General features: G+C 65.9%; 24 protein-coding genes and 1 pseudogene. 18 read left to right on the top strand and 7 right to left on the bottom strand.

The window, feature by feature from the left end:
• The first annotated feature begins 158 nt into the window (after positions 1-158).
• The 3 genes from H8R02_RS29720 (at position 159) to H8R02_RS29710 (ending at position 2,937) form a co-directional block, all read left to right on the top strand.
• Entirely contained in the window at positions 159-440 is a 282-nt protein-coding gene (locus H8R02_RS29720; protein ID WP_070401281.1) for a hypothetical protein, read from the top strand.
• Positions 441-583: 143 nt separating this feature from the next.
• Positions 584-1,861 carry a Rieske 2Fe-2S domain-containing protein gene (locus tag H8R02_RS29715; protein WP_070401280.1) on the top strand — a complete coding sequence of 426 codons (1,278 nt, stop codon included), beginning with the start codon at positions 584-586 and terminating at the stop codon, positions 1,859-1,861.
• Between the two features lie 77 nt (positions 1,862-1,938).
• A complete protein-coding gene (locus H8R02_RS29710; protein WP_153586876.1) occupies positions 1,939-2,937 on the top strand; it encodes a Bug family tripartite tricarboxylate transporter substrate binding protein in 999 nt (332 codons plus the stop codon).
• A gap of 5 nt (positions 2,938-2,942) precedes the next feature.
• Here H8R02_RS29710 and H8R02_RS29705 read toward each other — a convergent pair whose 3' ends face one another.
• On the bottom strand, positions 2,943-3,404 hold the full coding sequence (locus tag H8R02_RS29705) for a MarR family winged helix-turn-helix transcriptional regulator (protein ID WP_083293378.1): 462 nt from the start codon (positions 3,402-3,404) through the stop codon (positions 2,943-2,945).
• Between the two features lie 95 nt (positions 3,405-3,499).
• On the opposite strand from H8R02_RS29705, the gene H8R02_RS29700 reads away from it, so the two are divergent.
• The 6 genes from H8R02_RS29700 to H8R02_RS29675 all read left to right on the top strand — a co-directional run bounded on the left by H8R02_RS29700 (position 3,500) and on the right by H8R02_RS29675 (position 9,863).
• The gene (locus H8R02_RS29700) at positions 3,500-4,465 is read left to right on the top strand and encodes a PDR/VanB family oxidoreductase (protein WP_070401278.1); all 966 of its coding nucleotides are present in this window, start codon (positions 3,500-3,502) and stop codon (positions 4,463-4,465) included.
• Positions 4,466-5,218: 753 nt separating this feature from the next.
• A complete protein-coding gene (locus H8R02_RS29695) occupies positions 5,219-5,926 on the top strand; it encodes an IclR family transcriptional regulator (protein WP_175442902.1) in 708 nt (235 codons plus the stop codon).
• A gap of 220 nt (positions 5,927-6,146) precedes the next feature.
• Positions 6,147-7,022 (top strand): Bug family tripartite tricarboxylate transporter substrate binding protein, encoded by an 876-nt coding sequence (locus H8R02_RS29690; RefSeq protein ID WP_175442901.1) that lies wholly within the window; start codon positions 6,147-6,149, stop codon positions 7,020-7,022.
• A gap of 63 nt (positions 7,023-7,085) precedes the next feature.
• Positions 7,086-8,291, top strand: a complete 1,206-nt coding sequence (locus tag H8R02_RS29685) for an aromatic ring-hydroxylating oxygenase subunit alpha (protein WP_070401275.1) — start codon at positions 7,086-7,088, stop codon at positions 8,289-8,291.
• Positions 8,288-8,755 carry a nuclear transport factor 2 family protein gene (locus tag H8R02_RS29680; RefSeq protein ID WP_070401274.1) on the top strand — a complete coding sequence of 156 codons (468 nt, stop codon included), beginning with the start codon at positions 8,288-8,290 and terminating at the stop codon, positions 8,753-8,755. Before H8R02_RS29685 ends, H8R02_RS29680 begins: the two co-directional genes overlap by 4 nt.
• Before the next feature lie 352 nt (positions 8,756-9,107).
• A complete protein-coding gene (locus H8R02_RS29675) occupies positions 9,108-9,863 on the top strand; it encodes a TSUP family transporter (RefSeq protein ID WP_070401273.1) in 756 nt (251 codons plus the stop codon).
• A 216-nt stretch (positions 9,864-10,079) separates the two neighbouring features.
• Here the strand turns inward: H8R02_RS29675 and H8R02_RS29670 are convergent, their stop codons facing one another.
• Both H8R02_RS29670 and H8R02_RS29665 read right to left on the bottom strand, forming a co-directional pair.
• Positions 10,080-10,490: a nitrate reductase associated protein gene (locus H8R02_RS29670; RefSeq protein ID WP_083293375.1), complete on the bottom strand. Its 411-nt coding sequence runs from the start codon at positions 10,488-10,490 to the stop codon at positions 10,080-10,082.
• A gap of 85 nt (positions 10,491-10,575) precedes the next feature.
• Positions 10,576-11,472: a LysR family transcriptional regulator gene (locus H8R02_RS29665; RefSeq protein WP_070401271.1), complete on the bottom strand. Its 897-nt coding sequence runs from the start codon at positions 11,470-11,472 to the stop codon at positions 10,576-10,578.
• Between the two features lie 52 nt (positions 11,473-11,524).
• On the opposite strand from H8R02_RS29665, the gene H8R02_RS29660 reads away from it, so the two are divergent.
• The 5 genes and pseudogenes from H8R02_RS29660 to H8R02_RS29640 all read left to right on the top strand — a co-directional run.
• Complete coding sequence (locus H8R02_RS29660) at positions 11,525-14,434, top strand: molybdopterin oxidoreductase family protein (protein WP_070401270.1); 2,910 nt, start codon at positions 11,525-11,527, stop codon at positions 14,432-14,434.
• The gene (locus tag H8R02_RS29655) at positions 14,431-15,195 is read left to right on the top strand and encodes a 4Fe-4S dicluster domain-containing protein (RefSeq protein WP_070401269.1); all 765 of its coding nucleotides are present in this window, start codon (positions 14,431-14,433) and stop codon (positions 15,193-15,195) included. The genes H8R02_RS29660 and H8R02_RS29655 overlap by 4 nt, the downstream gene beginning before the upstream one ends.
• The gene (locus H8R02_RS29650; RefSeq protein ID WP_070401268.1) at positions 15,192-16,124 is read left to right on the top strand and encodes a dimethyl sulfoxide reductase anchor subunit family protein; all 933 of its coding nucleotides are present in this window, start codon (positions 15,192-15,194) and stop codon (positions 16,122-16,124) included. The genes H8R02_RS29655 and H8R02_RS29650 overlap by 4 nt, the downstream gene beginning before the upstream one ends.
• A complete protein-coding gene (locus H8R02_RS29645; RefSeq protein ID WP_070401267.1) occupies positions 16,121-17,392 on the top strand; it encodes a SulP family inorganic anion transporter in 1,272 nt (423 codons plus the stop codon). Before H8R02_RS29650 ends, H8R02_RS29645 begins: the two co-directional genes overlap by 4 nt.
• A 306-nt stretch (positions 17,393-17,698) precedes the next feature.
• A pseudogene (locus H8R02_RS29640) lies at positions 17,699-18,034 on the top strand (DMSO reductase); the annotation flags it as partial.
• A gap of 284 nt (positions 18,035-18,318) precedes the next feature.
• Here the strand turns inward: H8R02_RS29640 and H8R02_RS29635 are convergent.
• Positions 18,319-18,753, bottom strand: a complete 435-nt coding sequence (locus H8R02_RS29635; protein WP_070401265.1) for a bacteriohemerythrin — start codon at positions 18,751-18,753, stop codon at positions 18,319-18,321.
• Between the two features lie 362 nt (positions 18,754-19,115).
• Here H8R02_RS29635 and H8R02_RS29630 point away from each other — a divergent pair, with 362 nt between their 5' ends.
• Together H8R02_RS29630 and H8R02_RS29625 are read left to right on the top strand one after the other, a co-directional pair.
• Complete coding sequence (locus tag H8R02_RS29630) at positions 19,116-19,394, top strand: hypothetical protein (RefSeq protein ID WP_187085597.1); 279 nt, start codon at positions 19,116-19,118, stop codon at positions 19,392-19,394.
• Positions 19,395-19,445: 51 nt separating this feature from the next.
• The gene (locus tag H8R02_RS29625; protein WP_153586877.1) at positions 19,446-19,952 is read left to right on the top strand and encodes a MarR family winged helix-turn-helix transcriptional regulator; all 507 of its coding nucleotides are present in this window, start codon (positions 19,446-19,448) and stop codon (positions 19,950-19,952) included.
• Between the two features lie 25 nt (positions 19,953-19,977).
• On the opposite strand, the gene H8R02_RS29620 is transcribed toward H8R02_RS29625, so the two are convergent.
• Both H8R02_RS29620 and H8R02_RS29615 read right to left on the bottom strand, forming a co-directional pair.
• A complete protein-coding gene (locus tag H8R02_RS29620) occupies positions 19,978-21,225 on the bottom strand; it encodes a Rieske 2Fe-2S domain-containing protein (RefSeq protein ID WP_187085595.1) in 1,248 nt (415 codons plus the stop codon).
• A gap of 29 nt (positions 21,226-21,254) precedes the next feature.
• Positions 21,255-22,235, bottom strand: coding sequence for a Bug family tripartite tricarboxylate transporter substrate binding protein (locus H8R02_RS29615; protein WP_187085594.1), 981 nt, complete (start codon positions 22,233-22,235; stop codon positions 21,255-21,257).
• 169 nt (positions 22,236-22,404) lie between these two features.
• On the opposite strand from H8R02_RS29615, the gene H8R02_RS29610 reads away from it, so the two are divergent.
• Complete coding sequence (locus tag H8R02_RS29610) at positions 22,405-23,364, top strand: TauD/TfdA dioxygenase family protein (RefSeq protein ID WP_153586880.1); 960 nt, start codon at positions 22,405-22,407, stop codon at positions 23,362-23,364.
• A 21-nt stretch (positions 23,365-23,385) separates the two neighbouring features.
• On the opposite strand, the gene H8R02_RS29605 is transcribed toward H8R02_RS29610, so the two are convergent.
• Entirely contained in the window at positions 23,386-23,532 is a 147-nt protein-coding gene (locus H8R02_RS29605; RefSeq protein ID WP_153586881.1) for a hypothetical protein, read from the bottom strand.
• 433 nt (positions 23,533-23,965) lie between these two features.
• On the opposite strand from H8R02_RS29605, the gene H8R02_RS29600 reads away from it, so the two are divergent.
• Positions 23,966-24,345 (top strand): GlcG/HbpS family heme-binding protein (locus H8R02_RS29600; RefSeq protein ID WP_354004999.1); only part of this gene is annotated, 380 nt, incomplete at its 3' end.

The raw sequence follows: 24,345 nt of genomic DNA, 5'->3' as shown, positions 1-24,345 counted from the left end.
CCAACGATACGCGGCGAAATACCGAACAGCAATCCCTTTGAAATCAACAAGTTACCTGCCCATGCCCGCGCCGTTGCTGGGGAAGCGAACCGTCACTTTTGACACTGAAATCAAATGGACCCCGTTCGGGGGAGCCGGCCGTCAGGCACTTCGACTGGGTGGTGAACTGCACCGGGCTCGACCCCGGCACTGCCTGGCGGTCCAACCCCTTTCTGAATGCCCTCGCAGACCGCGGTTGGCTGCGGCTGGACCCGACCGGCATCGGCGTGCATGTGGGGTCCCACTGCGAAGCGCTGGATGCGGCCGGGAACCCGCAACCCACGCTGAGGGCCGTCGGTCCGCCTACCGCCGGAGTGTTCGGCGACCCGCTTGGGGTGCCGTTCATCTCCGCTCAGGTCCGGCGGATCCTGCCGGACGTGCTGCGCACCTTGGATTGCTGAGTTCGGGCCGCTCACCTCGGCAGCGCGTGCGTGTGACCCGCGAACGCCCCCACCGGCGGCGGGGGCGAGGGGCGCCGCATTGACAGCCCGCGGGCGCCATCGAATAATAGCGAACCGCAAGTAATTTTCGTCCGAGGTCACACATGCTGAATTCCGAGAACAATGAGATCCTCACCCGCGTCGGCCCCGGCACTGCCATGGGTGGCCTGTTCCGGCAGTTCTGGCAGCCCGCGCTTCTGTGCGAGGAGCTGCCGGCGCCCGATTGCGCTCCGGTGCGGGTTCGGCTGATGGGCGAGAACTTCGTTGCCTTCCGGGACTCCAGCGGGAAGGTCGGGCTGCTGGACGCGCATTGCCCGCACCGCCTGGCCGAGCTCTTCTTCGGGCGCAACGAGGAGGGCGGCCTGCGCTGCGTGTACCACGGCTGGAAGTTCAGCGTCACCGGCGAGCTGCTGGACATGCCGAGTGAACCTGCCGGCAGCCCGATGCGGTGCAATCCGAACATTCGCGCCAAGGCATACCCGGTCCACGAAGCCGGCGGCATCGTCTGGGCCTACCTGGGCCCGCAGGAGTCCATCCCGCCTTTGCCGCAGATGGAATTCATGGGCCTGCCGGCACAGAACTTCTACACCTCGAAGTGCCTGATGAAATGCAATTACCAGCAGGCGCTGGAAGGCAGCATCGATACAGCGCACCTCACCTTTCTGCACCGGTCCATGGCACCCATGCAGAAGGACGTGTTCAACGTCGGCCACCTGCAGGAGTACGGCGACGCCGACGGGGCGCCACGCTTTTTCTGCGAGGACACCGAGTACGGCATGCGCATCTCTGCGCGCCGGGACGGAGGCGAGGACACCTACTACTGGCGCATCACGCAGTGGCTGATGCCCGCGGCCGTGCTGGTGCCGACAGCCGAAGGCCTGGTCTGCAGGGCCAACCTGTTCATCCCCATCGACGATGAGAACTGCTGGTGGTACCGCATCCGCTACCACGCCGGACGTCCTCTGAGCGACGATGAACTCGCCGAGTACAAGGGCGGCGGCCTCGACTACGCGAAGCTGGTTCCGGGAACGTACATCCCCGAAGGCAACCGCGCCAACGATTACCTGATGGACCGCACCCTCCAGAAGAGCGGCTCGTTCACCGGCATCCTGAGCGCCCAGCTGCAGGACCTCGCAGTGCAGGAGAGCCAGGGCGCGATCGCCGACCGGACCAAGGAACACCTGGGCTCCTCGGATACCGCGATCGTCAAGTGCCGCCGGCGCCTGATCGAATCCGCGAAGAGGTTCGCCACGGAAGGCACGATCCCGGCGGCCGTCGCGCGCGCCGATCTGTACAAGCGGCGCGCCGTCGCCATACTCTTGCCCAAGGAGATGACCGCAGACCAGGCGGGAACCCATCCTGCGACCTTGCCGAGCGCCTGAGCGCGCCGCTGCAGTGGTCGGGCGCGCGCCGCCGAAGGGCGCGCCCGTGCATCGCCACCAATCCAAAGGAGACTCCGGTGAATGTTCTCGTGAAGTTCCGCCAAGCCCTCGCCCTGGCTGCCGCTGTAGTGGCGACCGCCTGTGCGTTTGCGGCGCAGGCCCAGCCCAGGGATTCCTGGCCGTCCAAGCCGATCCGCTTCGTGGTCCCGTTTGCCGCAGGCGGCTCAATCGACGTAGTGGCCCGTCTGATGGGCCGGCACTTGGAAGGACGGCTCGGTCAAAACGTCGTGGTGGAGAACCGCCCCGGCGCAGGTGGAACCGTCGGTGCGGACTTGGTGGCGCGGGCCGCGGCCGACGGGCACACCTTCCTGTTCACGGCGCAGGGGCCGCTGGTGCTCAATCCCTTCCTGATGAAGCGCCTGCCTTACAACGCCGAAACTGCGTTCGCGCCGGTCACCATCGTGGCCGAGGCACCGAATGTTTTGGTGACCAACCAAGCGTTCCCGGTGTCGAGTTTTTCCGACTTGCTTGCTTTTGCCAAGTCAAACCCGGACAAGATGACGTTTGGCACGCAAGGAGTGGGCACCACCGGGCACGTCACCGGCGAACTGATCAATCAGCTGACTGGGCTTGGTCTCACTCACGTTGCCTATCAGGGGTTTCCTCCCGCCCTGACGGACGTTCTGGCCGGGCGGGTCGGCATGATGATCGGGGACACGATCAATCTCGTGCCGCGCATCCGATCCGGCCAGCTGCGTCCCATCGCGATCGCGTCTGCCCGACGCAGCACCGTGCTGCCGCAGGTGCCGACCTTCGCCGAGGCGGGTCACCCTGAAATCGTCTCGGGCCCATGGTTCGCGGTGCTGGCACCCGCAGGCACCGGCATCGAGATCCGTCGCAAGCTCTCCGATGAGATGCGCCAGATCCTGAATCAGGGTGAGGTCCAGGAGAAGTTGAAGGAACTCGGCGTGGAAAGCCGAGGGATGACTCCGGAGGAGTTCGATGCCTACCTGAAGGCCGAGTACAAGCGCTGGGGCGGCGTGATTCGCAAGGCGGGGATCACGCTGGACAAGTGACCCGGCTACGGATCGCAGGCGCCAAGCCTGCCGGCTCGGCTTTCCAGCAGGGACATGGTGGTGAAGAAGGTACTCAGATCATCGGCGGGAATCCCGGCGAGAAGGTCGGCTTCCACCAGGTTGATCATGTCCTCCACCTGCCGGTGGACTTTCCTGCCGGTGGCCGTCAGGCTCAGTCGCAATCGCCGGCGGTCCTCGGGGTCCACGCCCTTCTTGAGGTAGCCCTGTTCGACCAGCTTGTCGATCGCCCGGCCGACGAAGAAGGCATCGGTGCTGGTGCGCTCGGCGACCTGCATCGCCGAGAGGGGCTCGTAGCGTCCGATGACGGCCATGACACGCCAGCTGGTCACCGTCAGGCCGAACTCGCTCTTCCACCACGGGGCGAGATGGCGTGTGATGCGCGATGCCACCGACAGGCAGCGGTAAGAGATTCTGTTTTCAAGAGGCACACGGGGAGCGTTGCGCATGCGCAGATTCTACGGATCGGGACAGCCGCGTCGGCTGCCGGTCCGCAGCGCGGCGCGAGCATTTCTTCGTCTGCCAGTCGGGAGAAGTCGAGACCATGAATGCGCAAATGCTGCAAGTGCGCGTGGCGCGCAAGATTGCCCTTGCGCTGGACATTGCCTTGTTCGAACTGGTGAGCACCGACGGCAGGGCACTGCCTCCGTTCTCTGCGGGCTCGCACGTGGACGTTCTGTTGCCCTCTGGTGTCACGCGCCAGTACTCGCTGTGCAACGATCCGGCGGAGTCGCACCGCTACCAGATTGCCGTGCTCAAGGACCCGCGGGGTAGGGGAGGGTCGCGCGCGATGCACGAGCTCGTGCGCGAAGGTGATGTGATCACCATCAGCGCACCCCGCAACCATTTCCCACTCACTCCGGGTGCCGAGGAGACCTTGCTGATCGCTGGCGGCATCGGCATCACGCCCTTACTGTGCATGGCCGAGCGGCTGTACGTGCTCAAGCTGCCTTTCACCCTTCATTACTGCACGCGTTCGGTGGAACGCACAGCGTTCCGGGAGCGCATCCAGCAGGCCGGCTATGCAGCGCACGTGCAGTTGCACCTTGACGACGGCCCGCAGCAGCAGAAGCTCGATTTGCCCGCGCTGCTGCGCACGCCACGGCGCGGAGTCCACATCTACACCTGCGGCCCCCAGGGTTTTATGGACGCTGTGCTGTCCAATGCGCGCAGCAGCGGCTGGCCGCAGGACCAGCTTCACTACGAGTTCTTCAGCGCCGCGCCGCAGAAGCTGGCCACCGACGGAAGCTTCGAGGTCAAGCTAGCCAGCTCCGGTCGAACCATCCGCGTTGCGGCCGACGCCACCGTGACCTCGGCGCTTGCGGCCGAAGGTATCCTGGTGCCGACCTCATGCGAGCAAGGCGTGTGTGGGACCTGCCTCACACGCGTGCTCGAAGGCGAGCCCGACCATCGGGACATGTACCTGACGCCGCAGGAGCAGTCCGCGAACGACCAGTTCCTGCCTTGCTGTTCCCGCTCCAAGTCAGCTTGCCTTGTTCTGGACCTTTGAGGCCGACGACGCGGCTGCGCCGCGTGGGCCGGAAGCCCGAGCGCGAGGAGTCGACCGGATGCCCAAGGCCGCTAGCGAGATCCTTGCGCCAAGCGCGCACGCCAGCCCGCCCCTGCTGCAAGCCTGGCTTTTTCAGGACGTCCGCTCGATGCCGCCCCCCGCAAGCGGACCGCACGCGCTCCTGGGAGCGCTTGCTTGGGCCGGTGGGCTATTGCGGATCTTGGCCATCGCGTACAGCGCAAAAAGACCAGCGGCCGCCAACCAAGCAGGGGCAGCCGCATCATCGCAGTCCAGCGCACTGGCTACATCGCTGACCTGCAGGGATGCCGGTTCACCCGCCCGGCCATCGCGGCGGGCTCCTGACGCCTGCGCACGGCGCGCGAACTCCGGGCCAGCAGGCACTTGCAGGAGTTCGAGTCGCATCGCCATCGGAAGCGCTTGCCACTGTTCCCGCGACAGCCGCAGACCGCATTCCTCCAGCTTGTGGGCGTACGGCGAGCGGCAGCCGGCGATTTGCAACTCCGTCGCTGCTGCTGCTCTGGCTCACACAAGCAGGGCAGGGCCGGTTCTGCACCTTACTCCACACCGAGAAGCACCTCGACGAAGATGATCACTTTGACAGGCAGGCGCTCGCCCTTTTCACTGGGTGCGTGTCATTGATCGGTAAGTCTCAGCAAGCATCCTATGGCAGAGCTGCATCCGAAGTCGCACCCCCCCACAAGCCCGATGTCGAGTGACAGCTCGGTGCGTTCCGTGGAACGCGCCATCGATGTGCTCTTCAGTTTCACACAACAGGAGCCGGTTCTCGACATTCCTGCGCTGCAGCAGCGCACCGGGCTGTCCCGACCCACTCTCTACCGACTGTTGCGAACACTGGAAAGCAGGGGGCTGATCTACTCGTTCGGCAACCCGCTACGTTTCCAACTGGGCGCCCGCATCGGCTTGCTCGCGAGCACGTGGACGCCTGCGCCTCCGCTGGTCACGCTGGCTGCCGGCCCACTGGAGCAGCTTTGGCGCAGCACCCAGGAAACCGTCGCGCTCATGATGCCCGTCTCCGCTTCCCATCGCATGTGCGTCTTCGAGCGGAAGAGCCCTCAGGCCCTCTCGTTCAGCCGCGGAGTGGGTTACACCGAGCCGCTGCACAACGGTGCCAGCGGCAAGGTCATACTGGCGCACTTGACGCCGGACCAGCGGCGGCAGTCGCTCAGCAATCTCAGCCGCCGTGCACGCGACCAGATCGCCCGTGACATCCAGACCGCGCTCCAGGACGGTGTGCTCGTGACGCACGCTGAAGTGATGGCGGGGACGGTGGCCGTCGCCTCGCCGGTGCTGACAAAAAGCGGCCAGCCGGTGGCGGCAGTCTGCGTGTTCGGGACGGAGATGCGGCTGCGCGGCGCCGCACTGCGCTCCTGTCGCAGCCAGACCGCCAAGGCGGCGCGCGACATCTCGACGCGACTCTGATCTGTCCACGCTCCGGACATTTTGAGGGTAACCCGCAAGACCCCGGCCCGCGGGAACGACTAGAGTAGGCCGGCAATCAACGATCGCAGCCGCGTCGACAGACGCGCCATCATCCTCCTCTAGGCTTCCCATGCGCCAAATATTCACGCTGATTTGCGTTGCTTCGGCCGCTCTGGCCTCACCCCTTGCGTTCGGGCAATCCTGGACACCGAGCAAGCCCGTGCGCATCGTCGTGCCGGCATCGGGCGGAACGGTTGATCTCGTCGCGCGTGCCGTGATCCCGGCGTTGCAGCAGGCTCTCGGTCAGCCGGTGATCGCCGATGCGAAACCAGGCGCGTCGGGCAACATTGCCGCTACCCTGGTTGCGAAGTCGCCGGGTGACGGTCACACCATCCTCACCGGTTTCAATCCGCTCGTCATCAGTACGTTCCTCTCAAAGAACCTGCAATACGATCTGCAGAAGGATCTGAAGCCGATCACGCTGGGTGTTACCTCCGAGCAGGTCCTGGTGGTCAACTCTGAAGTCCCAGTGTCCACCTTGGCTGAGTTCGTGGCGCTCGCGAAGAAGTCCGATGGGAACATGAACTTCGGATCCATCGGCACCGGCAGTGCGTCGCACCTCACGATGGAGCTGTTCAAGTCCCGTGCGGGCGTCGAGATCAAGCACATCCCCTACAAGGGGGCTGCCCCCGCCATGACCGATCTCCTCGGCAAGGTGACCCACGCAGGGGTATTTGCGGCGGCAAACGTCATTCCCTACGTCAAGGACGGCCGGCTCAAAGCGCTCGCGGTCACCGGCAGCAAGCGGCTGAAGGCGCTTCCCAATGTCCCCTCCATGGCGGAGGCAGGCTTCCCGAATTTCAGTGCCACCATCTGGATCGGTTTCCTTGCTCCGGCCAGCACGCCGGACCCGGTGGTGCGCGACATGCAGCAGCAGTTCGCGCGGGCGCTCATGAGTCCCGGAGTGCAGAAAAACATGGAAGCCAACGAGTTCGACGTTGTTGCGAACTCACCGGAGGAATTTGCAAAGTTCCTGAAGCGGGAAGCTGAAACCTGGGGCAGGGTCGCCAAGCAGGCGGGCCTCGTCGCCGAGTAGCGTTACCGGCCACCGATTTTTTCCAAGGCGCGCGCTCCGCGCCGAACCAAGCAGGTACATCCCATGCAGAACCCTGGCCACTTGCCTCCGGCATTGCCGCCCACCCACTATCTGGACAACCGGATCTTCACCGATCCATCCATCTTCCGGGAGGAACAGGAACGTCTGTTCTCCAAGGTGTGGCAGTTTGTCTGCCATGAGAGCGAGCTGCCGAACAGCGGTGACTTCCGCACCACGCAGGTCGCGGGAAAGCCACTCATCGTGGTCCGCGACGAAAGCGGCAGCATCCGAGCCTTCTTCAACGTCTGCCGGCATCGTGCCGCGGAAGTGGTGCGTTCCGAGTCCGGCAACGCGCGCTCGTTCACTTGCTTCTACCACCACTGGAACTACGGGTTGGACGGAAGCCTGCGAGCGGTCTCCAAGCCGGAAGGATACGAGCGCGCATGTCTAGACAAGGCTGCGCTCGGCCTCGTTCCGGTGAGGACCGAGTCCGTGCTCGGGCTGGTCTTCACCTGTCTGGATCCGCAAGCGCCTGCGTTGAGGGAGTACCTCGGAGAAATCCTCCGCCCATTGCAGGACCCACTCGGGTCGGTGCCGATGCAAGTCATCCACTTCCACAAGGCAGTGGTCAAGACGAACTGGAAGCTCTGGCAGGACAACAACAGCGAACGCTATCACAGCATGCTGCACGCGATCAACCGGGCGACGCAACCCTGGGTGTTGGGCAAGACCAGCCCGATGAAGCTGCGCCTGTTTCCCAATGGCCATAGTGGCTACTGGTCCGAGGGCGAGGCCGCCGTCGCGTACGAGCGCGGCGGCTACACCAATGTGACCGGGGGCACGTTGCCGGGCATGCGCGACAATGAAATGCGGGTGGTCAACTTGTTTCCTGATCTGATGGTGAATATTCGCTCGAACGTGGTGCGGATCGACCGCATGATTCCGATCGACGAGCAGCACACGATGGTCGAATGGCGGGGGCTTGGTGTCGCCGGCGACGATGCCGAGACGCGGGAGCTAAGGCTGCGCCATCACAACATGTTCTGGGGCCCGGCGGGGCGCAACCTGCCGGAGGACCTGATTGCGGTGGAATCGCAGTACCGTGCCATGCGTGCCGACGCAGTCCGCTACAGCATTCTCGCGCGAGAGGAAGACCTCAATCCGACGGACGACGCGAACCTGCGAGCCTATTATCAAGAGTGGAACCGGCTGATGGGGCGAAGCGCGTCAGCACCGTTCGAGGCGCACGCACAAGAGGTGACGCTGTGAGCTACGAGAATCTTCTGGACGCGTTCGAGGTGCAGCAGTTCATCCAGCGCACGGCCGCGCTGTTGAACGCCGAGAAGCTTTCCGAATGGCTGGAGCAGTTCCATTCGGATGGCTTGTACGAGATCACCGCGTACAGCACTGAGCTTGGCAAGGAGCTGGCATGGTGGAAGCAGGAATTGCCGCTGCTGCAAAAAACCATCTCGGAGGTGCCGAGACACGTGCGTGATCCGGCCAAGCGTCTGCACGTGCTGGGACCGCCGCTGGTGAGCGTGACGGGTGACGCGGCGCGAGGGCAAACGGCCTTCTCGGTATTTCGCACCCTGCCAACAGGGGAGACCAGCCTCTTCGTGGTGGGCCGCTACCTTGACGAGCTGGTGCGGGTCGGGAGCGGCTGGCGCTTCAGCGTCCATCGGGTGCAACTGGAGACACGCGTCCTCGATGCATTTACGCATCTGCCGCTGTAGATGTCGCAGCCAAGCGGTTGCTCACAACGCGAATGCTCCTGATGGGCGGCTTGCAATGTCGCGGAGTGTTGGCCAAACGGCGAGTTCGTACGTGACGAATGCCCAGGTATCGTCGCAGAGCGAAGCTTGAGCCAGGCTGCCGACTGAACATTGAGCGAGGGCTAGATGCCTTCCGCGAGCGTTCGGCACGCGATAAGCCTCGAGATCGAATGCTTTCCAATGGTGAACACCTTTGAACGCTGGACATGCAACGAATGCACACCCCGCTGGTTCGGCAAGCCATTCAGGTGCTGAGGACACTCCAGATCATTTCCGGTCGCCCAGGGTTGCACTTTCCTGGCGAGAGGGGCGCATGAGCGGCGCCCAGGTCGCACTGTTCATCGCTTTCGTGGTGGTCGCGACCCTGGCGCAGGGGCTGACAGGCTTCGCGTTCGTGCTGGTACTGCTTGGGCTCGCCGGCCTGTTCCAGCTTGCGCCCGTGACCGACCTGGCGAACGTGGCAACCACGCTGGCCGTGCTGGGCGCGGCGGCAATGCTGCGCACCTCGCTGAGACACGTCGACCGTACTGCCTATCGCGAGGCGGTGGCTGGATCCGCGCCGGGGGTTCTCGCCGGTGTGCTGTTGCTACAGTGGCTGAGCGCAAACGTCATGACCGTGTTGGGCGTGCTGCTCGGCGTGACCATCTTCGCATGCGCGATCACCATGTTGCGGCCGGGAAACGTGCTGCCAGTACGGTCCAGCGGCATCTGGTTCGGCGGCTTCGGCCTGCTCTCGGGAGTGCTGGGCGGCCTGTTTTCGGCCGGCGGCCCCCCGCTTGTGTACCACTTCTACCGACAGCCCATGGCAATGGAAGCACTGCGGGCCACCTTGGTCGCCGCGCTGACCACGATGAGCGTGATGCGGATTGTCGTCGTCCTGGCAACGGGACAGTTCAGCCTGCTTGCGCTGAAGATGATCCTGCTCGCCGCCCCTGCGGTGCTGGGGACGTCCTGGCTGCTGCGACGCTATCCCCCCCGCTGGCGACGCGAGACGGTGCTCAGGATCGTGTGCGTGTTGCTTCTCGCCACCGGCGTCAGCATCGCCGCCTCAGCCCTGCTGGGACGTTGAGTCCGCACGCATGAGGAACCTGTGCAGGCGCGACTGCGCGGCATCGATGAGGCGGCACACTACCGCCGCGTGTCACGCGGGTCGATGATTGTCCTCCACGCTGAAGGCTTCTGCAGTGAGGAACGAGGAGGTGAGCTCGCTCAGTTCCGCCTCCAGCTCGCGTTCGCGTTGCTTGGGATCGGCCGCCGCACTGATTCGCGCTTGTACGCGTCCCCTTCACCGCGCAGCGAGCCCCACTCCGCCGGCGGCCACCCAAGTTTTAGCCCGATTCCGCCTGCTGAGAACATAGTGCGCAAAAGGCGTCGCAGCGGCGAGCCAAGCACCGGCCGCGGCGGCATCGCAGTCCAGCGCCTGGGCGACCTCGTAAGCCTCCAGGCGCGCCGGTTGCCGCAGGCGCGTGTCGCGACTGGCGCCGGCCTGGAGCGCGCACAGCGCGAAGTCCGCGCCGGCAGGCAAGTGCAGCAGTTCCGCACGCGTCTCCAGCGGCAGCGCTTGCCACTCGAGCAGCGACAGCCGCAGCCGGCAGCCGTCCAGTTTGTGGCGCACAGCGAGCGGCAGCCACAGCAGGCAGCGAGCTTCGTCGGGTTCGAAGGAGAGGCAGGCGGTGGGCCCCACGTCGGGTCGCATACGGCCAGCATAGCGCCCGCCTGGAGTTCGAGAACGCAATATTCAGGTCGCATTGACCTGAATAATCGATCGTCCTCGGGCCGTGTCAGTCCGTCGTGCAGTGGCGCAGGAACCCTTCGGCTGCGGCGCCCAGCTTCTTCGCCCGGTGCAGCACGATGGAGAGCGTGCGCTGCATCGGCGGCAGGGTTGTGGCAAGCTCCACCAGCCACCCCTCGGCGATCGCCTCCTTCACCGCCAGCCGCGACAGGCACCCCAGGCCCAGTCCTGCGGCCACGACGCGCTTGACCGCCTCGTTGCTCCCCAGCTCGAGCTCCACCTCCATCTGTGTCAGATGCGGGATCAGCCAGCGGTCCGAGGCTTCCCGAGTGCCAGAGCCGGGTTCGCGCAGGACCCAGGTGGCATGGTTCAGCTGGCGTGCGCCGGCGCGGCGTTCCGCCAACGGGTGGCCGGCGGCGGCGACCACGACGATCTCATCGCTGCGCCACTTGCTGACCGAGAGCTCCGGGTGGCTGTGGGTCCCCTCGATGAAACCGATGTCGGAGCGGAACGAGGCGACCCGCTCGAACACGTCATGCGTGTTGGCGATATCCAGCAGCACGTGGCTGCGCGGGTTCGCCTGCTTCCACCTGGCGATCAGCACCGGGAGCAGGTACTCGCCGATCGTGTAGCTGGCGGCCAGCCGCAGCGACGCCGCATGGGCCGCGGTGAACAGGGCTTCCGTCTCCACCGCCTGCTCCAGGATTCCGGCCGCGCGCGGCAGCAGGGCCCGCCCATTCTCGTTGATGACCAGCTTCTTGCCCACCCGGTCGAAGAGCTGCGCACCAAGCACGGCCTCCAGCTCGCCGAGCGCGTTACTCGCGGCCGACTGCGAGCGCGAGATCTCGTCGGCCGCGGCCCGCGTCGTGCCGCCGCGCGCCACCGCCGCGAACACCTCCAGCTGGCGCAGCGTGAGCTTCAGTCTCTGATCGATTTTCTGATTCACTGCGACCGGAATTATGCGGCACGCGAATCTGTGCGCTGTCTAGCATAAGCTTATGTTCAAGTTCCTCTCCAGCGAGCCGGTGCACGATGCAACCGCGAGCAGCACCGCGGACACCGAGGTCAAGACGACTACGTGCTACATGTGTGCCTGCCGCTGCGGCATACGCGTGCACCTGCGCGACGGGCAGGTCCGGTACATCGACGGCAATCCCGACCACCCGATCAACAAGGGCGTGATCTGCGCCAAGGGCAGCGCGGGAATCATGAAGCAGGTATCGCCTGCGCGCCTGACGCAGCCGCTTCTGCGCAGGCCAGGCAGCGAGCGGGGCGAGGGTGAGTTCGAGCCGATCTCCTGGGAGCGCGCCTACGAGCTGCTCACCGAGCGCCTGGGCCGTATCCGCGCCACCGATCCGAAGAAGTTCGCCCTGTTCACCGGGCGCGACCAGATGCAGGCCCTCACCGGCCTGTTCGCGCGCCAGTTCGGCACACCGAACTATGCGGCGCACGGCGGCTTCTGTTCGGTGAACATGGCTGCCGGCATGATCTATTCGGTCGGCGGCAGCTTCTGGGAGTTCGGCGGCCCGGACCTGGATCGCGCCAAGCTGTTCGTGATGATAGGCACCGCGGAAGACCACCACAGCAACCCGATGAAGATCGCCTTGGGCGACTTCAAGCGCAAGGGCGGCCGCTTCATCTCGATCAACCCCGTGCGCACCGGCTATTCGGCGATCGCCGACGAGTGGATTCCGATCCGCCCCGGCACCGACGGCGCACTGTTCATGGCGCTGCTGCACGAACTGCTCGCGCAAGGCCTGGTCGACCGGTCCTTCCTGCAGCGGTTCACCAATGCGCCGCAACTGGTGGTGCTGGACGAGGGCGAGCGCGAAGGCCTGTTCGCCTTCGATCCCGCCGCCGGCCCGCCCGGCGACGGCCGCCACCCGCACAACAAGCTGGCATGGGACCTGGCCAGCGGCCGGGTGGTGCAGGCCTATCCGGAAGGCGTGCAGGAAGGGCGCCAATTGGCGCTGGAGGGACACTACAAGCTGGCGGACGGGACGCGTGTGGCGCCAGCCTTCCAGCTGTTGCGAGACCGCGTTGCCGACACCACGCCCGAGTGGGCAGAGGACATCACTGGCATTCCGGCCGAGCGCATCCGCCAGCTGGCGCGGGAAGTGGGGGAGACGGCGCTGCACCAGGCCTTCGAACTTCCCATTCCATGGACCGATGCGTGGGGGAAGCGGCACCCCACCACCCAAGGGCGGCCGGTGGCCTTCCACGCCATGCGCGGGCTGGCGGCGCATTCCAACGGTTTCCAGACGGTGCGCGCGCTGGCGGTGCTCATGAGCGTGCTGGGCACCATCGACGCCCCCGGCGGCTTCCGCCACAAGGCGCCGTACCCGCGCCACATCGTGCCGAACTACCGGGCCTTCAACGACCCGTCCATGATCAAGCCCAACACGCCGCTGAACGCGGCGCCGTTGGGTTTTCCCGCCGGTCCCGACGAATTGGCGGTGCACGAGGACGGAACGCCGCTGCGCATCGATCACGCGTTCTCCTGGGAGCACCCGCTGTCGGCCCACGGGATGATGCACAACGTCATCACCAACGCGGTGCGCGGTGACCCCTACGAGATCGACACCCTGTTGATCTTCATGGCGAACATGGCGTGGAACTCCACCATGAACACCATGGAGGTGCGCAAGAAGCTCAACGCGCGCGGCGAGGACGGCAACTACAAGATTCCGTTCCTGGTGGTGTGCGATGCCTTCCAGAGCGAGATGGTCGCCTTCGCCGACCTGGTGCTGCCGGACACTACATATCTCGAGCGGCACGACGTCATGAGCATGCTGGACCGGCCGATCTCAGAGTACGACGGTCCGGTGGATTCCGTGCGAGTCCCCGTGGTGGAGCCCACCGGGAACTGCAAGCCGTTCCAGGAGGTGCTGATCGAGCTGGCCTCGCGCCTGAAGTTCCCCGCCTTCACCCAAGAGGACGGCACGCGCAAGTTCAAGGACTATCCCGATTTCGTCGTCAACTTCCAGGCCCAGCCGGGCGTGGGCTTTCTCATGGGCTGGCGCGGCAAAGAGGGCACTGAGCACCTGCGCGGCGATCCCAACCCCCGGCAGTGGGAGATGTACGCCAGGAACAACTGCGTTTTCCAGTACCACATGCCGGAAGACCAGCAGTACATGCGCAACTGGAACCAGCCTTACCTGGACTTCGCCAAGGACAAGGGCTGGCGGCAGCGCAACGACCCGGTGCAGCTGGCCATCTACTCGGACACGCTGCAGGCCTTCCGGCTGGCCGCGCAGGGCAAGAGCAAGGGCCGCCAGCCGCCGGAGCACCTGCGCGAGCGCATCGCCACCTACTTCGATCCGCTGCCGTTCTGGTATGCGCCGCTGGAGACCGCCTGCATCGACGCCGACCGCTACCCCCTGGCGGCGATCACCCAGCGGCCGATGGCGATGTACCACTCCTGGGATTCGCAGAACGCCTGGCTGCGCCAGATCCACAGCCACAACTACCTGTACGTGAACCCGCGCACCGCGCAGGAAGCTGGCATCGAGGACGGCGGCTGGGCCTGGGTGACCAGCGCCTGGGGCGAGCTGCGCTGCATGCTGCGCTACAGCGATGCGGTGGAGCCGGGCACGGTCTGGACTTGGAACGCGATCGGCAAGGGTTCCGGCGCCTGGCAGTTGGCGCCTGCCGCCGACGAGTCACGCAAGGGCTTCCTGCTCAATCACCTGATCACGGAGGAGCTGCCCTTTGCCGGCGGACACATCAGCAACTCCGACCCGGTTACCGGCCAAGCCGGCTGGTACGACGTGCGGGTGAACCTGCGCCCGGCGGCCCCCGAAGAACCAGCGGAAACCTTCCCCCAGATTGCAACCGTGCCGAGCGCCCCAGGCGTGCTCGGCGGCGCCCGCAAGGTGCTTGCCTACCTCGTTCCCAGGAAGCCATGAACCCAGTCCAGCCAGCCCCCGAAACACTGGCCAAGCAGCTCGCTCTGGTCATCGACCTGAATGTCTGCGTCGGCTGCCATGCCTGCGTCACCTCGTGCAAGGAGTGGAACACCTCGGGCGCGGCCGGCCCGCTGACAGACCTGAATGCTTACGGCGAGCGGCCCACCGGCACCTTCTTCAACCGGGTCCAGACCTTCGAGGCCGATAGCTACCCGGACACGCAGACCATCCACTTCCCCAAGAGCTGCCTGCACTGCGAGGACCCACCCTGCGTGCCTGTCTGCCCTACCGGTGCCAGCTACAAGCGCAAGAGCGACGGCATCGTGCTGGTGGACTACGACAAGTGCATCGGCTGCAAATATTGCAGCTGGGCCTGCCCCTACGGCGCCCGTGAGTTCGACGAGGAACGCAAGGTGATGACCAAGTGCACCCTGTGCGTGGACCGCATCTACGACGAGCTGCTGCCGCCGCAGGACCGCAAGCCGGCCTGCGTGAAGGCCTGTCCGACTGGCGCCCGCCTGTTCGGCGACGTCAAGGATCCGGACTCCGAGGTATCGCAGGCGATCCGCGAGCGTGGCGGCTACCAGCTGATGCCTGAGTGGGAGACCCAGCCGGCCAACCACTACCTTCCGCGCCAGGTCACCCGGAGCACGGCGCCGCAGGCGCAGCCGAAGTTCCGGCTGGGCGATTTCCTGAAGGGCGAACCGGCGTCCGGCAAGCACAAGCCAGGCAGCGGTGCGTTGGAAAAAGACGCCCGATGAAGCCAGCCCTCTCGATCATCCTTTTCACCACGATCGCCGGCGCCGCCCAGGGGATGGTGGTGGCACTGGCGTTGGCCACTCTGGCCGGAATGGCGCCCGCCACGGCGCTCGCCCCCCTGCTTTGGGCGGCCACCGGCATGTTGCTGGTGGCCCTGGTCGCCTCCTTCTTCCATCTGGGGCATCCGCTGCGCGCCTGGCGTACGGTGCTGATGTGGCGCACCTCCTGGATGTCGCGCGAGGTGATCGTGCTGCCGGCGTTCATCGCGCTGGTAGGCGGCTGGGCGCTGCTGGCCACACTGGCGCAGCGCGACGCGGTGGCGCCGCACTGGCTCGCCGGAATGGCGATCGTCGGCGCCGTGCTCCTGTGGTACTGCACCGCGATGATCTATGCCTGCATCCGCTTCATCCAGGAATGGGCGCATCCGCTCACGGTGGTGAACTACACGACGCTCGGCCTGGCCTCCGGCTTTGTCACGGCCGGCGCGCTGGCGGTAATGGCGGGGGAACCCGGGTTCGCCTCCGACATCGCCCCCTGGGCGCTGGCGGCCACGGCGCTGGCGTGGTTCACCCGCACGCTGTCGCTGCGCCGCAATGCGCGGCTGAAGCCGAAGTCCACCACCCAGACGGCGACCGGCATCCAGGCGGCGCGGGTGGTGCAGAAGTCCATGGGCATGACCGGCGGCTCCTTCAATACGCGAGAGTTCTTCCATGGGGCTTCGGCACACGCAATGCGCATGGCGCGGACAGGCTTTCAGGTGCTGGCCTTCGCACTGCCGATCCTGCTGCTTGCCTGGGCGCTGCTGAGCGGCTCGGCGCTGGCGTGGCTGCTGGCGCTGGGATCTCAGGCAGCAGGCCTGCTGGCGGAGCGCTGGTTCTTCTTTGCACAGGCACGGCACCCGCAGAACATCTACTACCAGGCAGTGTCGTGACGCCGGCGCTGCCCTTCCTGCGCTGGCTGCCGCAGTGGCGGCAGAAGGACGTGCTGCGGGCGGACCTGCTGGCCGGCCTGACCGGGGCCATCGTGGTGCTGCCCCAGGGCGTGGCCTTCGCCACGCTGGCGGGCATGCCGCCCGCCTACGGCCTCTATGCGGCGATGATGCCGTGCGTGATCGCCGCGCTGTTCGGCAGCAGCCGCCTGATGGTGACGGGGCCGGCCAATGCCATCTCGCTCACCACCATGGCGCTGGTGGCACCGCTGGCGGCGGTGGGCAGTTCGCAGTACGTGGGCCTGGTGCTCACGCTCACGTTCGTGGTGGGGGCGCTGCAGTTGCTGCTGGGGATGGCGCGCGTCGGCAAGTGGGTTGAGCTGGTGCCGCATGCGGTGATCGCCGGCTTCACCGCCGGCGCCGCCGTGCTGATCGTCAACAGCCAGGTCGGCACGCTGCTCGGACTCGACCTGCCGCGCGGGCTATCGGTGGCGCAGACGCTGCGGGCGGTATTCACGACCGGGCAGTCCATCCAGGCGCTACCGGTGATCGCCGCCATGGCCACCATCCTGATCAATTTGGCGGCGCTGCGGCACAGCCGCTGGATACCGCCGATTTTGATGGCAGTGATCGGCGGCACCGCCATCACCTGGCTCGCCGCCGGCCTGCTGGGCGCGCAGCCGGCCACCGTGGAGGCGCTGCCGGGGGCGCTGCCGCCGCTGTCGCTGCCCGACTTGCGCCAGGTGCCGAACCTGGTGCTGCCGGCGCTGGTGATGACGCTGCTGGCGGTGACCGAGGCGATGGCGATCGCCAAGGCGTTCGCGCGGCGCGCCAACGAGCCTTTCGACGGCAACCAGGAACTGGTCGGCCAGGGGCTGGCCAACCTGACCGGCTCCTTCTTCTCATCGTATCCAGCCAGCGGTTCATTCAACCGCTCCGGCGTGAACGTGGCGGCCGGCGCCCGCACGCCGCTGGCGGCGGTCAGCGCCGCCGTGCTGCTGATCGTGATCCTGTCCTTTGTCGCGCCCTGGGCGCGCTGGCTTCCGCTGGCGGTAATCGGGGGGCTGCTGGTGGTCGTGGCGTGGGGGCTGGTGAACCCGCGCGAGATCCGGCACCTATGGAAGCATGAGCCGGTCGACCGGCTGCCGATGGTCGTGACCTTCGCCGGGACGGTGACGCTGTCGCTGGAGTGGGCGATCCTCCTCGGACTGGCGACGGCCTGGGTGTCGCGGCGGCTGGCGGGCCCGGAGACGGGGAGTGGGAGCTTGTAGGGGGGAGGCAACTCGGCCGCGGACCACGTACTTCACGGTCGCCGGCAGGAGCTGCTTGATTCCCGCAGCCCGGCGTCCCGCATCGCATGGCCCTGCGGCTTATCCAGTACCGCGTCCGGCAGTAAACGCTGAACAGCCCGACCGGGGCTTTGTTCATCTAGACGCGTCCGGTTTTGCGATTTACCGGCTAAAACCGAGGCGCGGTCTGTAGCTGGAGAGCACCACCAGCAACCGTGAAATTGCCGCGCGCAACGAGATGCGCGTCAGATGCAACTTCGGCCAACGAGAGCACCGGCGTGGTTCACCCGCACGCTGTCGCTGCGCCGCGATGCGCGGCTCAAGCCCAAGTCCACCACGCAGACCGCCACAGGCATCCAATGCGGCGCGGGTGGTGCAGAAGTCGATGGGCATGACTGGTGGCTCGTTCAACACGCGCGAGTTCTTCCACGGCGCCTCGGCCCCCGCAGTGCGCATGGCTCGGGTGGGCTTCCAGGGCTGCCCGCCTGGGCGCTGCTGTCCGGCTCGGCGCTGGCTTGGCTGCTGGCGCTGGCCTCGCAGGCGGCCGGCCTGCTGGCCGAGCGCTGGTTCTTCTTCGCCCAGGCGCGCAATCCGCAGAACATCTACTACCAGAGCGTGTCGTGACCTGCTGCCCTTCGGGCGCTGGCTACCGCATTGGCAACGGAAGGACGTGCTGCAGGCCGACCTGCTGGCCGCCCGTCAGATCACAGCAACCCTTAGCCTGTGCATGCACGCTGCGGCAGTTCTGCAGCAACATAAGATTCCCGTGGATCTGAGGTGCCGCGTGTCCGGTCCACTTGCTGCTTGCGATAGTCAGCGGCCAAGAAAGGAACCCGGCTCTTGCCACCGTACCCGTTCTTCCCAAGCAGGCTGGCCGCCGAAGGAATTCGCGCCGCGGGCGCGCGAGCTCAGGCCTTTGGGCGGCGGCTGATCTGAACGGGCGCTCCGCCGAAGCGCTGCTTCGAACGATAGGTTGCAACGCCGGCATCCATCTCCTGGACGTGGTGCGGCAGCCAATCGAGCAGTTCCACGGATAGGCTCTGCACCACCCGCTGCTTCATTTCGGGCGGATGGGCGGCGCCGACCAGCACCTCCCGGACTTCATCGAAGGACTTCAGCACGTTGGCATGTTCGTCCAAGTGGCACTTCGAGTTGCCATCCTTCATGTCGCGCAGGTGCTCGTCCTCCATGGCGAAGTGCTGCGCCGCGTGCGCGCGCAATGCGTCGAGGGCAGGCACCATGTCGTCCGCGGATGCGCCCAGCAGGCGCGTGATGAGCGCGTGCAACTCTTCGTGGTCGCGGTCAAGGGTTTCCTCTCCCAGCTTGAGTTCGGATTTGTCCATAGCGTAATTGGACCACGAGTCGTGCCGGGCTGCCTCAGCCGCAGCTCGTCGCAGCCGAGGCAAGCCATGCGGAGCTCCTGCAGTGCGGCTGGCGAACTGCACTCGTCCTAGCAGCGGTTCCCGCGCGATTCCCTTTGAGCTTTCAAAAGGGGGCGCTCGTCCGTGGCGAGCTGCTGGAGGGCACGGGCCGGGAACGGTCCGTATCAATAGAGGCTACAGGCACACGCCATCCGAGTCTTCCTGCGCTGCGGCCGGGATCGAGTGTGAAGGAGGTTTGCACTCGAACGTGCACTTGAGAGCTGGTCACCACTGCCGGCCTGAAGTCCACCACGCAGACCGCCACCGGCATCAATGCGGCGCGGGTGGTGCAGAAGTCGATGGGCATGACCGGCGGCTCGTTCAAAACGCGCGAGTTCTTCCACGGCGCCTCGGCCCGCGCAGTGCGCATGGCCCGGGTGGGCTTCCAGGTGCTGGGCTTCGGGCTTCCCCTCCTGCTGCTCGCCTGGGCGCTGCTGTCGGGCTCGGCGCTGGCCTGGCTGCTGGCGCTGGCCTCGCAGGCGGCCGGCCTGCTGGCCGAGCGCTGGTTCTTCTTCGCCCAGGCGCGCCATCCGCAGAACATCTACTACCAGGCCGTGTCGTGACGCCGGCGCTGCCCTTCGTGCGCTGGCTGAAACGTGCGCGAAAATCCCCCTGTGAGCATCCCACCCTCGCGCCCGGCGCCTGTCGGCGCACAAGGCAAGCCAACTCTGAAGGACCCGCAGGAAATCGAGGATTTCCTGCTGTACCGGCTTTTTCGTATCACGCACGTCGGCCTGCGTGGGACGGACGACATGTACAAGCGGGAACTCGGAATCTCCCGCCGCGAATGGAGGATCCTGGCGTACCTCGCCCGCACGCCGGATGCGAGCCTGAAGGCCCTGGCGGCGGACGCGGGCATCGACGTGGTCGTGGCGAGCCGGACCGTCGCCGACATGCATTCGCGTGGGCTGGTGGACAAGCGACGCTCCCCGGGCAACAAACGCCTGGTGTGCCTGCGCCTGAGCGACGACGGTGTCCAGATCCACGGCAAAGCCAAGCTGATGGCTGCGGCTTACAACCGTGAGCTCGCAGAGTGCTTGACCCACGACGAGGCGTCATTCCTCTTCGAACTGCTGACGAAGCTGGAACGGCAGGCAGCTCTTCTCACTCGCGACAGGTAGCCTTGGGCCGTGTCCCCCAAGTGCGTCAGAGGCTTGAACGCACTTCGTCGAACGTCATGCGGCGCGGTCTGGTGACCGCAAATGCATAGCCGCCGAACAACTCAGGGCGGCTGGCGGACGGCGGCAACTGCCGCTCGCTTTGATGGCTGCGCACCGCCTCCAGCAGCATACGGCGGCATTGCGCGATGGGCATGTCGGAAGGCATCAGCTTCTCGCGGGAGCGATCATGCACGCGTCCCTGGCTCTCCTGCACCGCCAGATCTTGCAGCTGCGCGCTGCGAATACCGGTGAAGGACGCACGCCGCTGCAAAGCACGGTCCTGCAGGTAATCGTTCTCGCGCGACCCGCGCGGAAGGTAGGAACCGGGCACCAGCGGTGCATAGTCCTCGCCGACATCCCTGTAGCTATCCAGTTCGGCAGCGGTCAGCGGCCGGTCCTGGTGCCAGCGAATCCGGTACCACCAGCAGTTCTCGTCGTTGATCGGGATGAACAGGTTGATGCGGCTCACGTTGCCCGGCGCCGTGGGCACGATCACGAAGCACGGCAACAGCCACCGCGCGACACGCCAGTACGCGTTCTCCGCACCGGCGTCACGGCGCGCGCCGATTTGCAAACCGTAGTCGGTGCGCTCGGCGAACAGCGTTGGACGTCCGTCCTCGTCCGAATAACGGATCATGTCGCCGATGCCGAATACGTCGGAGCTGGTCTCCCCTTCCTTGTGCAGGAAGGAGATGTGCGAGTAGTCGATGCTGCCTTCGAGCGCCTGCAGGTAGTTGCAGCGCATCAGGCACTTGGAGACATACGTGTGCTCGCCAGGAACCACAGTGAACGCCATGGCCGGGGGCAGCGCATGCGGCTCGCCTTTTCCCATCCATGCCCATACGATGCCGCCCCGCTCCTGCGTCGGGTAAGCCGTGGTGGAGAGTCGTTGCATCTGCGCCGGGGTGCAGCTGTCGGTCGGGACATCCACGCACCTTCCGCCGGCATCGAACTTCCAGCCGTGGTAGATGCAGCGCAGGCCCCCCGCCTCGTTGCGGCCGAAGTAAAGCTCCGCCCTGCGATGCGGGCAAAAGGCGTCGAGTAGGCCGACCCGCCCGCTGCTGTCGCGAAACGCGACGAGATCCTCGCCAAGCAGCCGCACGCGCGCTGGGGGGGCGTCAGGCGCCGGCAGCTCCTTGGAGAGCAGCGCGGGCATCCAGAACTCCCGCATCAGTTCGCCCATGGCCGTGCCCGCGTCAGTCCGCGTGAGCAGGTCGTTCTCTTCCGCTTTCATCGTTTTCCCCCTCGGGCGCGACGCCGCGTTCATTCCTTGTCGATCTTGATTTTCTTCAGCGCTTGTTCCCAACGAACCGTTTGCTGCTTGAGCATGGTGTCCACCTGCTCCGGGGTGCTCCGGTCGGAGATCATGGCGCCGGCTTGCGCGAGACGATCGCGCAAGCCTGGATCCGCGAGTGCCTTCGTGAATTCCTCATTCAGCCGCTGCCGAACGGCTGCTGGCGTCTTCGACGGCGCGACGAGAGCGTACCAAGACACGACCTGCGCATCGGGGAAACCCGCTTCGGCGAAGGTGGGCACGTCGGGCAGATCTTTCACGCGGGTCGGCGAAGCAACCGCTAGGGCGCGCAGCGATCCGCTCGCGACGTGGCCGCGGGCGACGGACATGGGGGACATGGCGAACGCGAGGCGCCCCGTCAGAAGATCGGGCATGCCCGGCGGCACGCCCTTGTACGCAATGGGCTGCAGTTCGATGCCAGAACTCAGCCTTAGCATCTCGGTGTTGAGGTGCATCGAGGTTCCAACGCCGGGCATCAGGTAGTTCAGCTGCCCCGGCCGCTGCTTCGCGTACTCCACGAACTCCTTTAGCGTCCGCACCGGCAGCGATGCGGGCACCAGCGCCACCACCGGCGCGTTCACGAGTTCCACGATGCCGCTGAAATCGTCGGCCGGATGCCAGGTGCTCTTGCCGGCCGTCAGTCCGGGATTGGTGACGTGGCTAAGCGTAGCCAGCAGCAGCGTGTAGCCGTCGGCCGGACTGCGTGCGACGTGGGCAGCGCCGATCGATCCGCCCGCGCCCGGACGCGCTTCGACCACCACCGGCACTCCCCAGTTGGCGCTGACCTTCTCCGCAATGATCCGCGTGAGCACGTCGGGCGAACCGCCTGCGGGGAACGGGACGACGATCGTCACCGCCCGTGCGGGGTAAGCCTGCGGCAATGCCGGCGTTCCGAAAACCATGGCCAGCGACGCCATGAGCAGCGTACCGAGCATCCTGCGATTCGTCATCGAGTGTCTCCTGTGGGAAAGCCTGTTGGCAGAGTATATGCTCCAAGCGGCCACGTCGGTGGCGGGACACTTGACGAGCACAATCGTTTTCCGCTGCGGAGGTGACGATTGACTTGGTCAATGGGAAGAGCCGAACGTAGCATCCGCCCACTTCCGCATCGGACACGACATGACCCAGACAGACAACAGCGCCATCGTTGCCACGCCCCTGAACGGGCACATCGGGGCCGAGATCTCTAACATTGACTTGGGCCGGCCCCTGGCGCAAGCCGATTTCGACGCGCTGCAGGCAGCACTCGCGCGCTACGAGGTGCTCGTCTTTCGCGACCAAGACATTTCGCTCGAAGCCCAGATCGCGTTCGCGAAGCGGTTCGGCAACCTGTCCACGCATCCGTTCGCGACGAACCTGCCCGACGTGCCGGAGGTGATCGAGTTCGACAACTCCGGCCGCAACCCCGCCGGGCCGACCGACTCGTGGCATTCGGACGAGACATTCCGCGCCCGCCCGCCAATGGCCACCATCCTGCGGGCTAAGGTCGTGCCACCCTATGGCGGCGAGACGGTGTTCGCCAGCATGACGGCCGCTTACGACGGCCTGAGCGAGCCCATGAAGGTGTACGTCCACCGGCTGCGGGCGCGGCACGACTTCAAGCCCTGGCGCCACATGTTCGCGGGCTCCAAGGCTGCGCGCATGAAGCTCATCGAGCTGGAGGACGAATTTCCAAACCCCATGCACCCGATCGTGCGCATCCACCCGGTGACCGGACGTCGCGTGCTATTCGTGAATCCGCAGTTCACTGTCGGCATTGAGGGGCTAAAGGAAGACGAGGGCCAGACCATCCTGAACTTTCTGTACCGCCAGGCGATGGTCCCCGACTACCAGCTGCGCTTGAAATGGAGGCCGCACACCATCGTGATGTGGGACAACCGATCCACCCAGCACTACGCGCCGCACGACTACTATCCGCACCGCCGCAATATGGCGCGGCTTACCGTCGAAGGCGGCCCCGTGGATGGCCCAGTCGGCGATTACGAGCCTCAGCCGGAGAACCCGCTGAAGCTGGCACAGCCGCCGTCGCAGGACACCGACGAGAAGCTGCTGCGACCGTTCGAGCGCGCGATGATGTGAGCCTGCGCGCAAGGAGCCCGCTCAGCGCGGCACTTGCGCTCGGCTGTCCCCCTGCCTGAGCATTCGCCGGAAGGCGATGAGCACGATCGACCGCCGGATCGCCATCGGCATGAACAACCATTGCACCGGCACATGCTGCAGCATCCAGTTGGTGGTGGCGATGCTCACGATGGTGAGTGCGAACGCAATTGGTACGTGAGGACGGAGCCAACATCTTCTGCGGATGCGTGCCTGGCGGCCAGCGCGGAGAACTGCGGCGAGTCGCCGACCACCGTCGCGCCCAGGAACAGTGGGGGCGACGCGCGCGCTGCCTACGCGCTCGCTCCAGTGCCCGCGCGGCAGAGCCGATCGCGCCGCTGGCCATCACGAGGAAGGACGACGGCGACACCTAGCCCGGATATTTCGCGAGCCTAGGTGGCTGCCTAAATCTTGAGCAGTTTCGGGGGTCCGCGGAATTCGTGCGGGTTGGAGGCAGGCTGGTAGGCCTCTTTTTCTGCCGCCCAGGCGTACTACCCCCTTACCCCCGTTGTTTGTCGGCGTGCCGAGGACAGCACTATGCGAGGTTCTACGGGGCCAGGGCACGCGCTGCCATGAGGAACACGTGCTTCGGTCCCTCACCCCAGAGGCTGCGTTGCGGGCCGCCCAGGCTGCCCTGCAAAGTTGCGCGCGCACAGGCTATCAAGTGGGCGGCGCGGTCAGCGACCGTGCGGGCCACTCCCTGGTCATGCTGCGCGATCGCCTCGCTGGACCGCATACGCCGGAAACTGCGTTGAACAAGGCCTATGCCGCGGTCACGTTCAAGATGGACACCCTGGCGTTCGCCCGTGCCACCCAGGCTACGGAGGTATCCTCGGGAATCGGGGTCCATTTGATTTCAGTGCAGAAAGTGACGGTTCGTGCCTCCCCGCAGAGCGAGGATTGGCGCGGGGTCTGCTCCAGGGGCGAGCGTAAGTGCTTGTCACGCTTTGAGTTTCTGTTGGT

This window comes from Ramlibacter albus (genome assembly GCF_014297445.1).
GTDB lineage: Bacteria > Pseudomonadota > Gammaproteobacteria > Burkholderiales > Burkholderiaceae_C > Ramlibacter > Ramlibacter albus.
The sequence above is the reverse complement of the archived record's forward strand: the minus strand, read 5'-3'. Positions and strand labels throughout refer to the sequence as shown.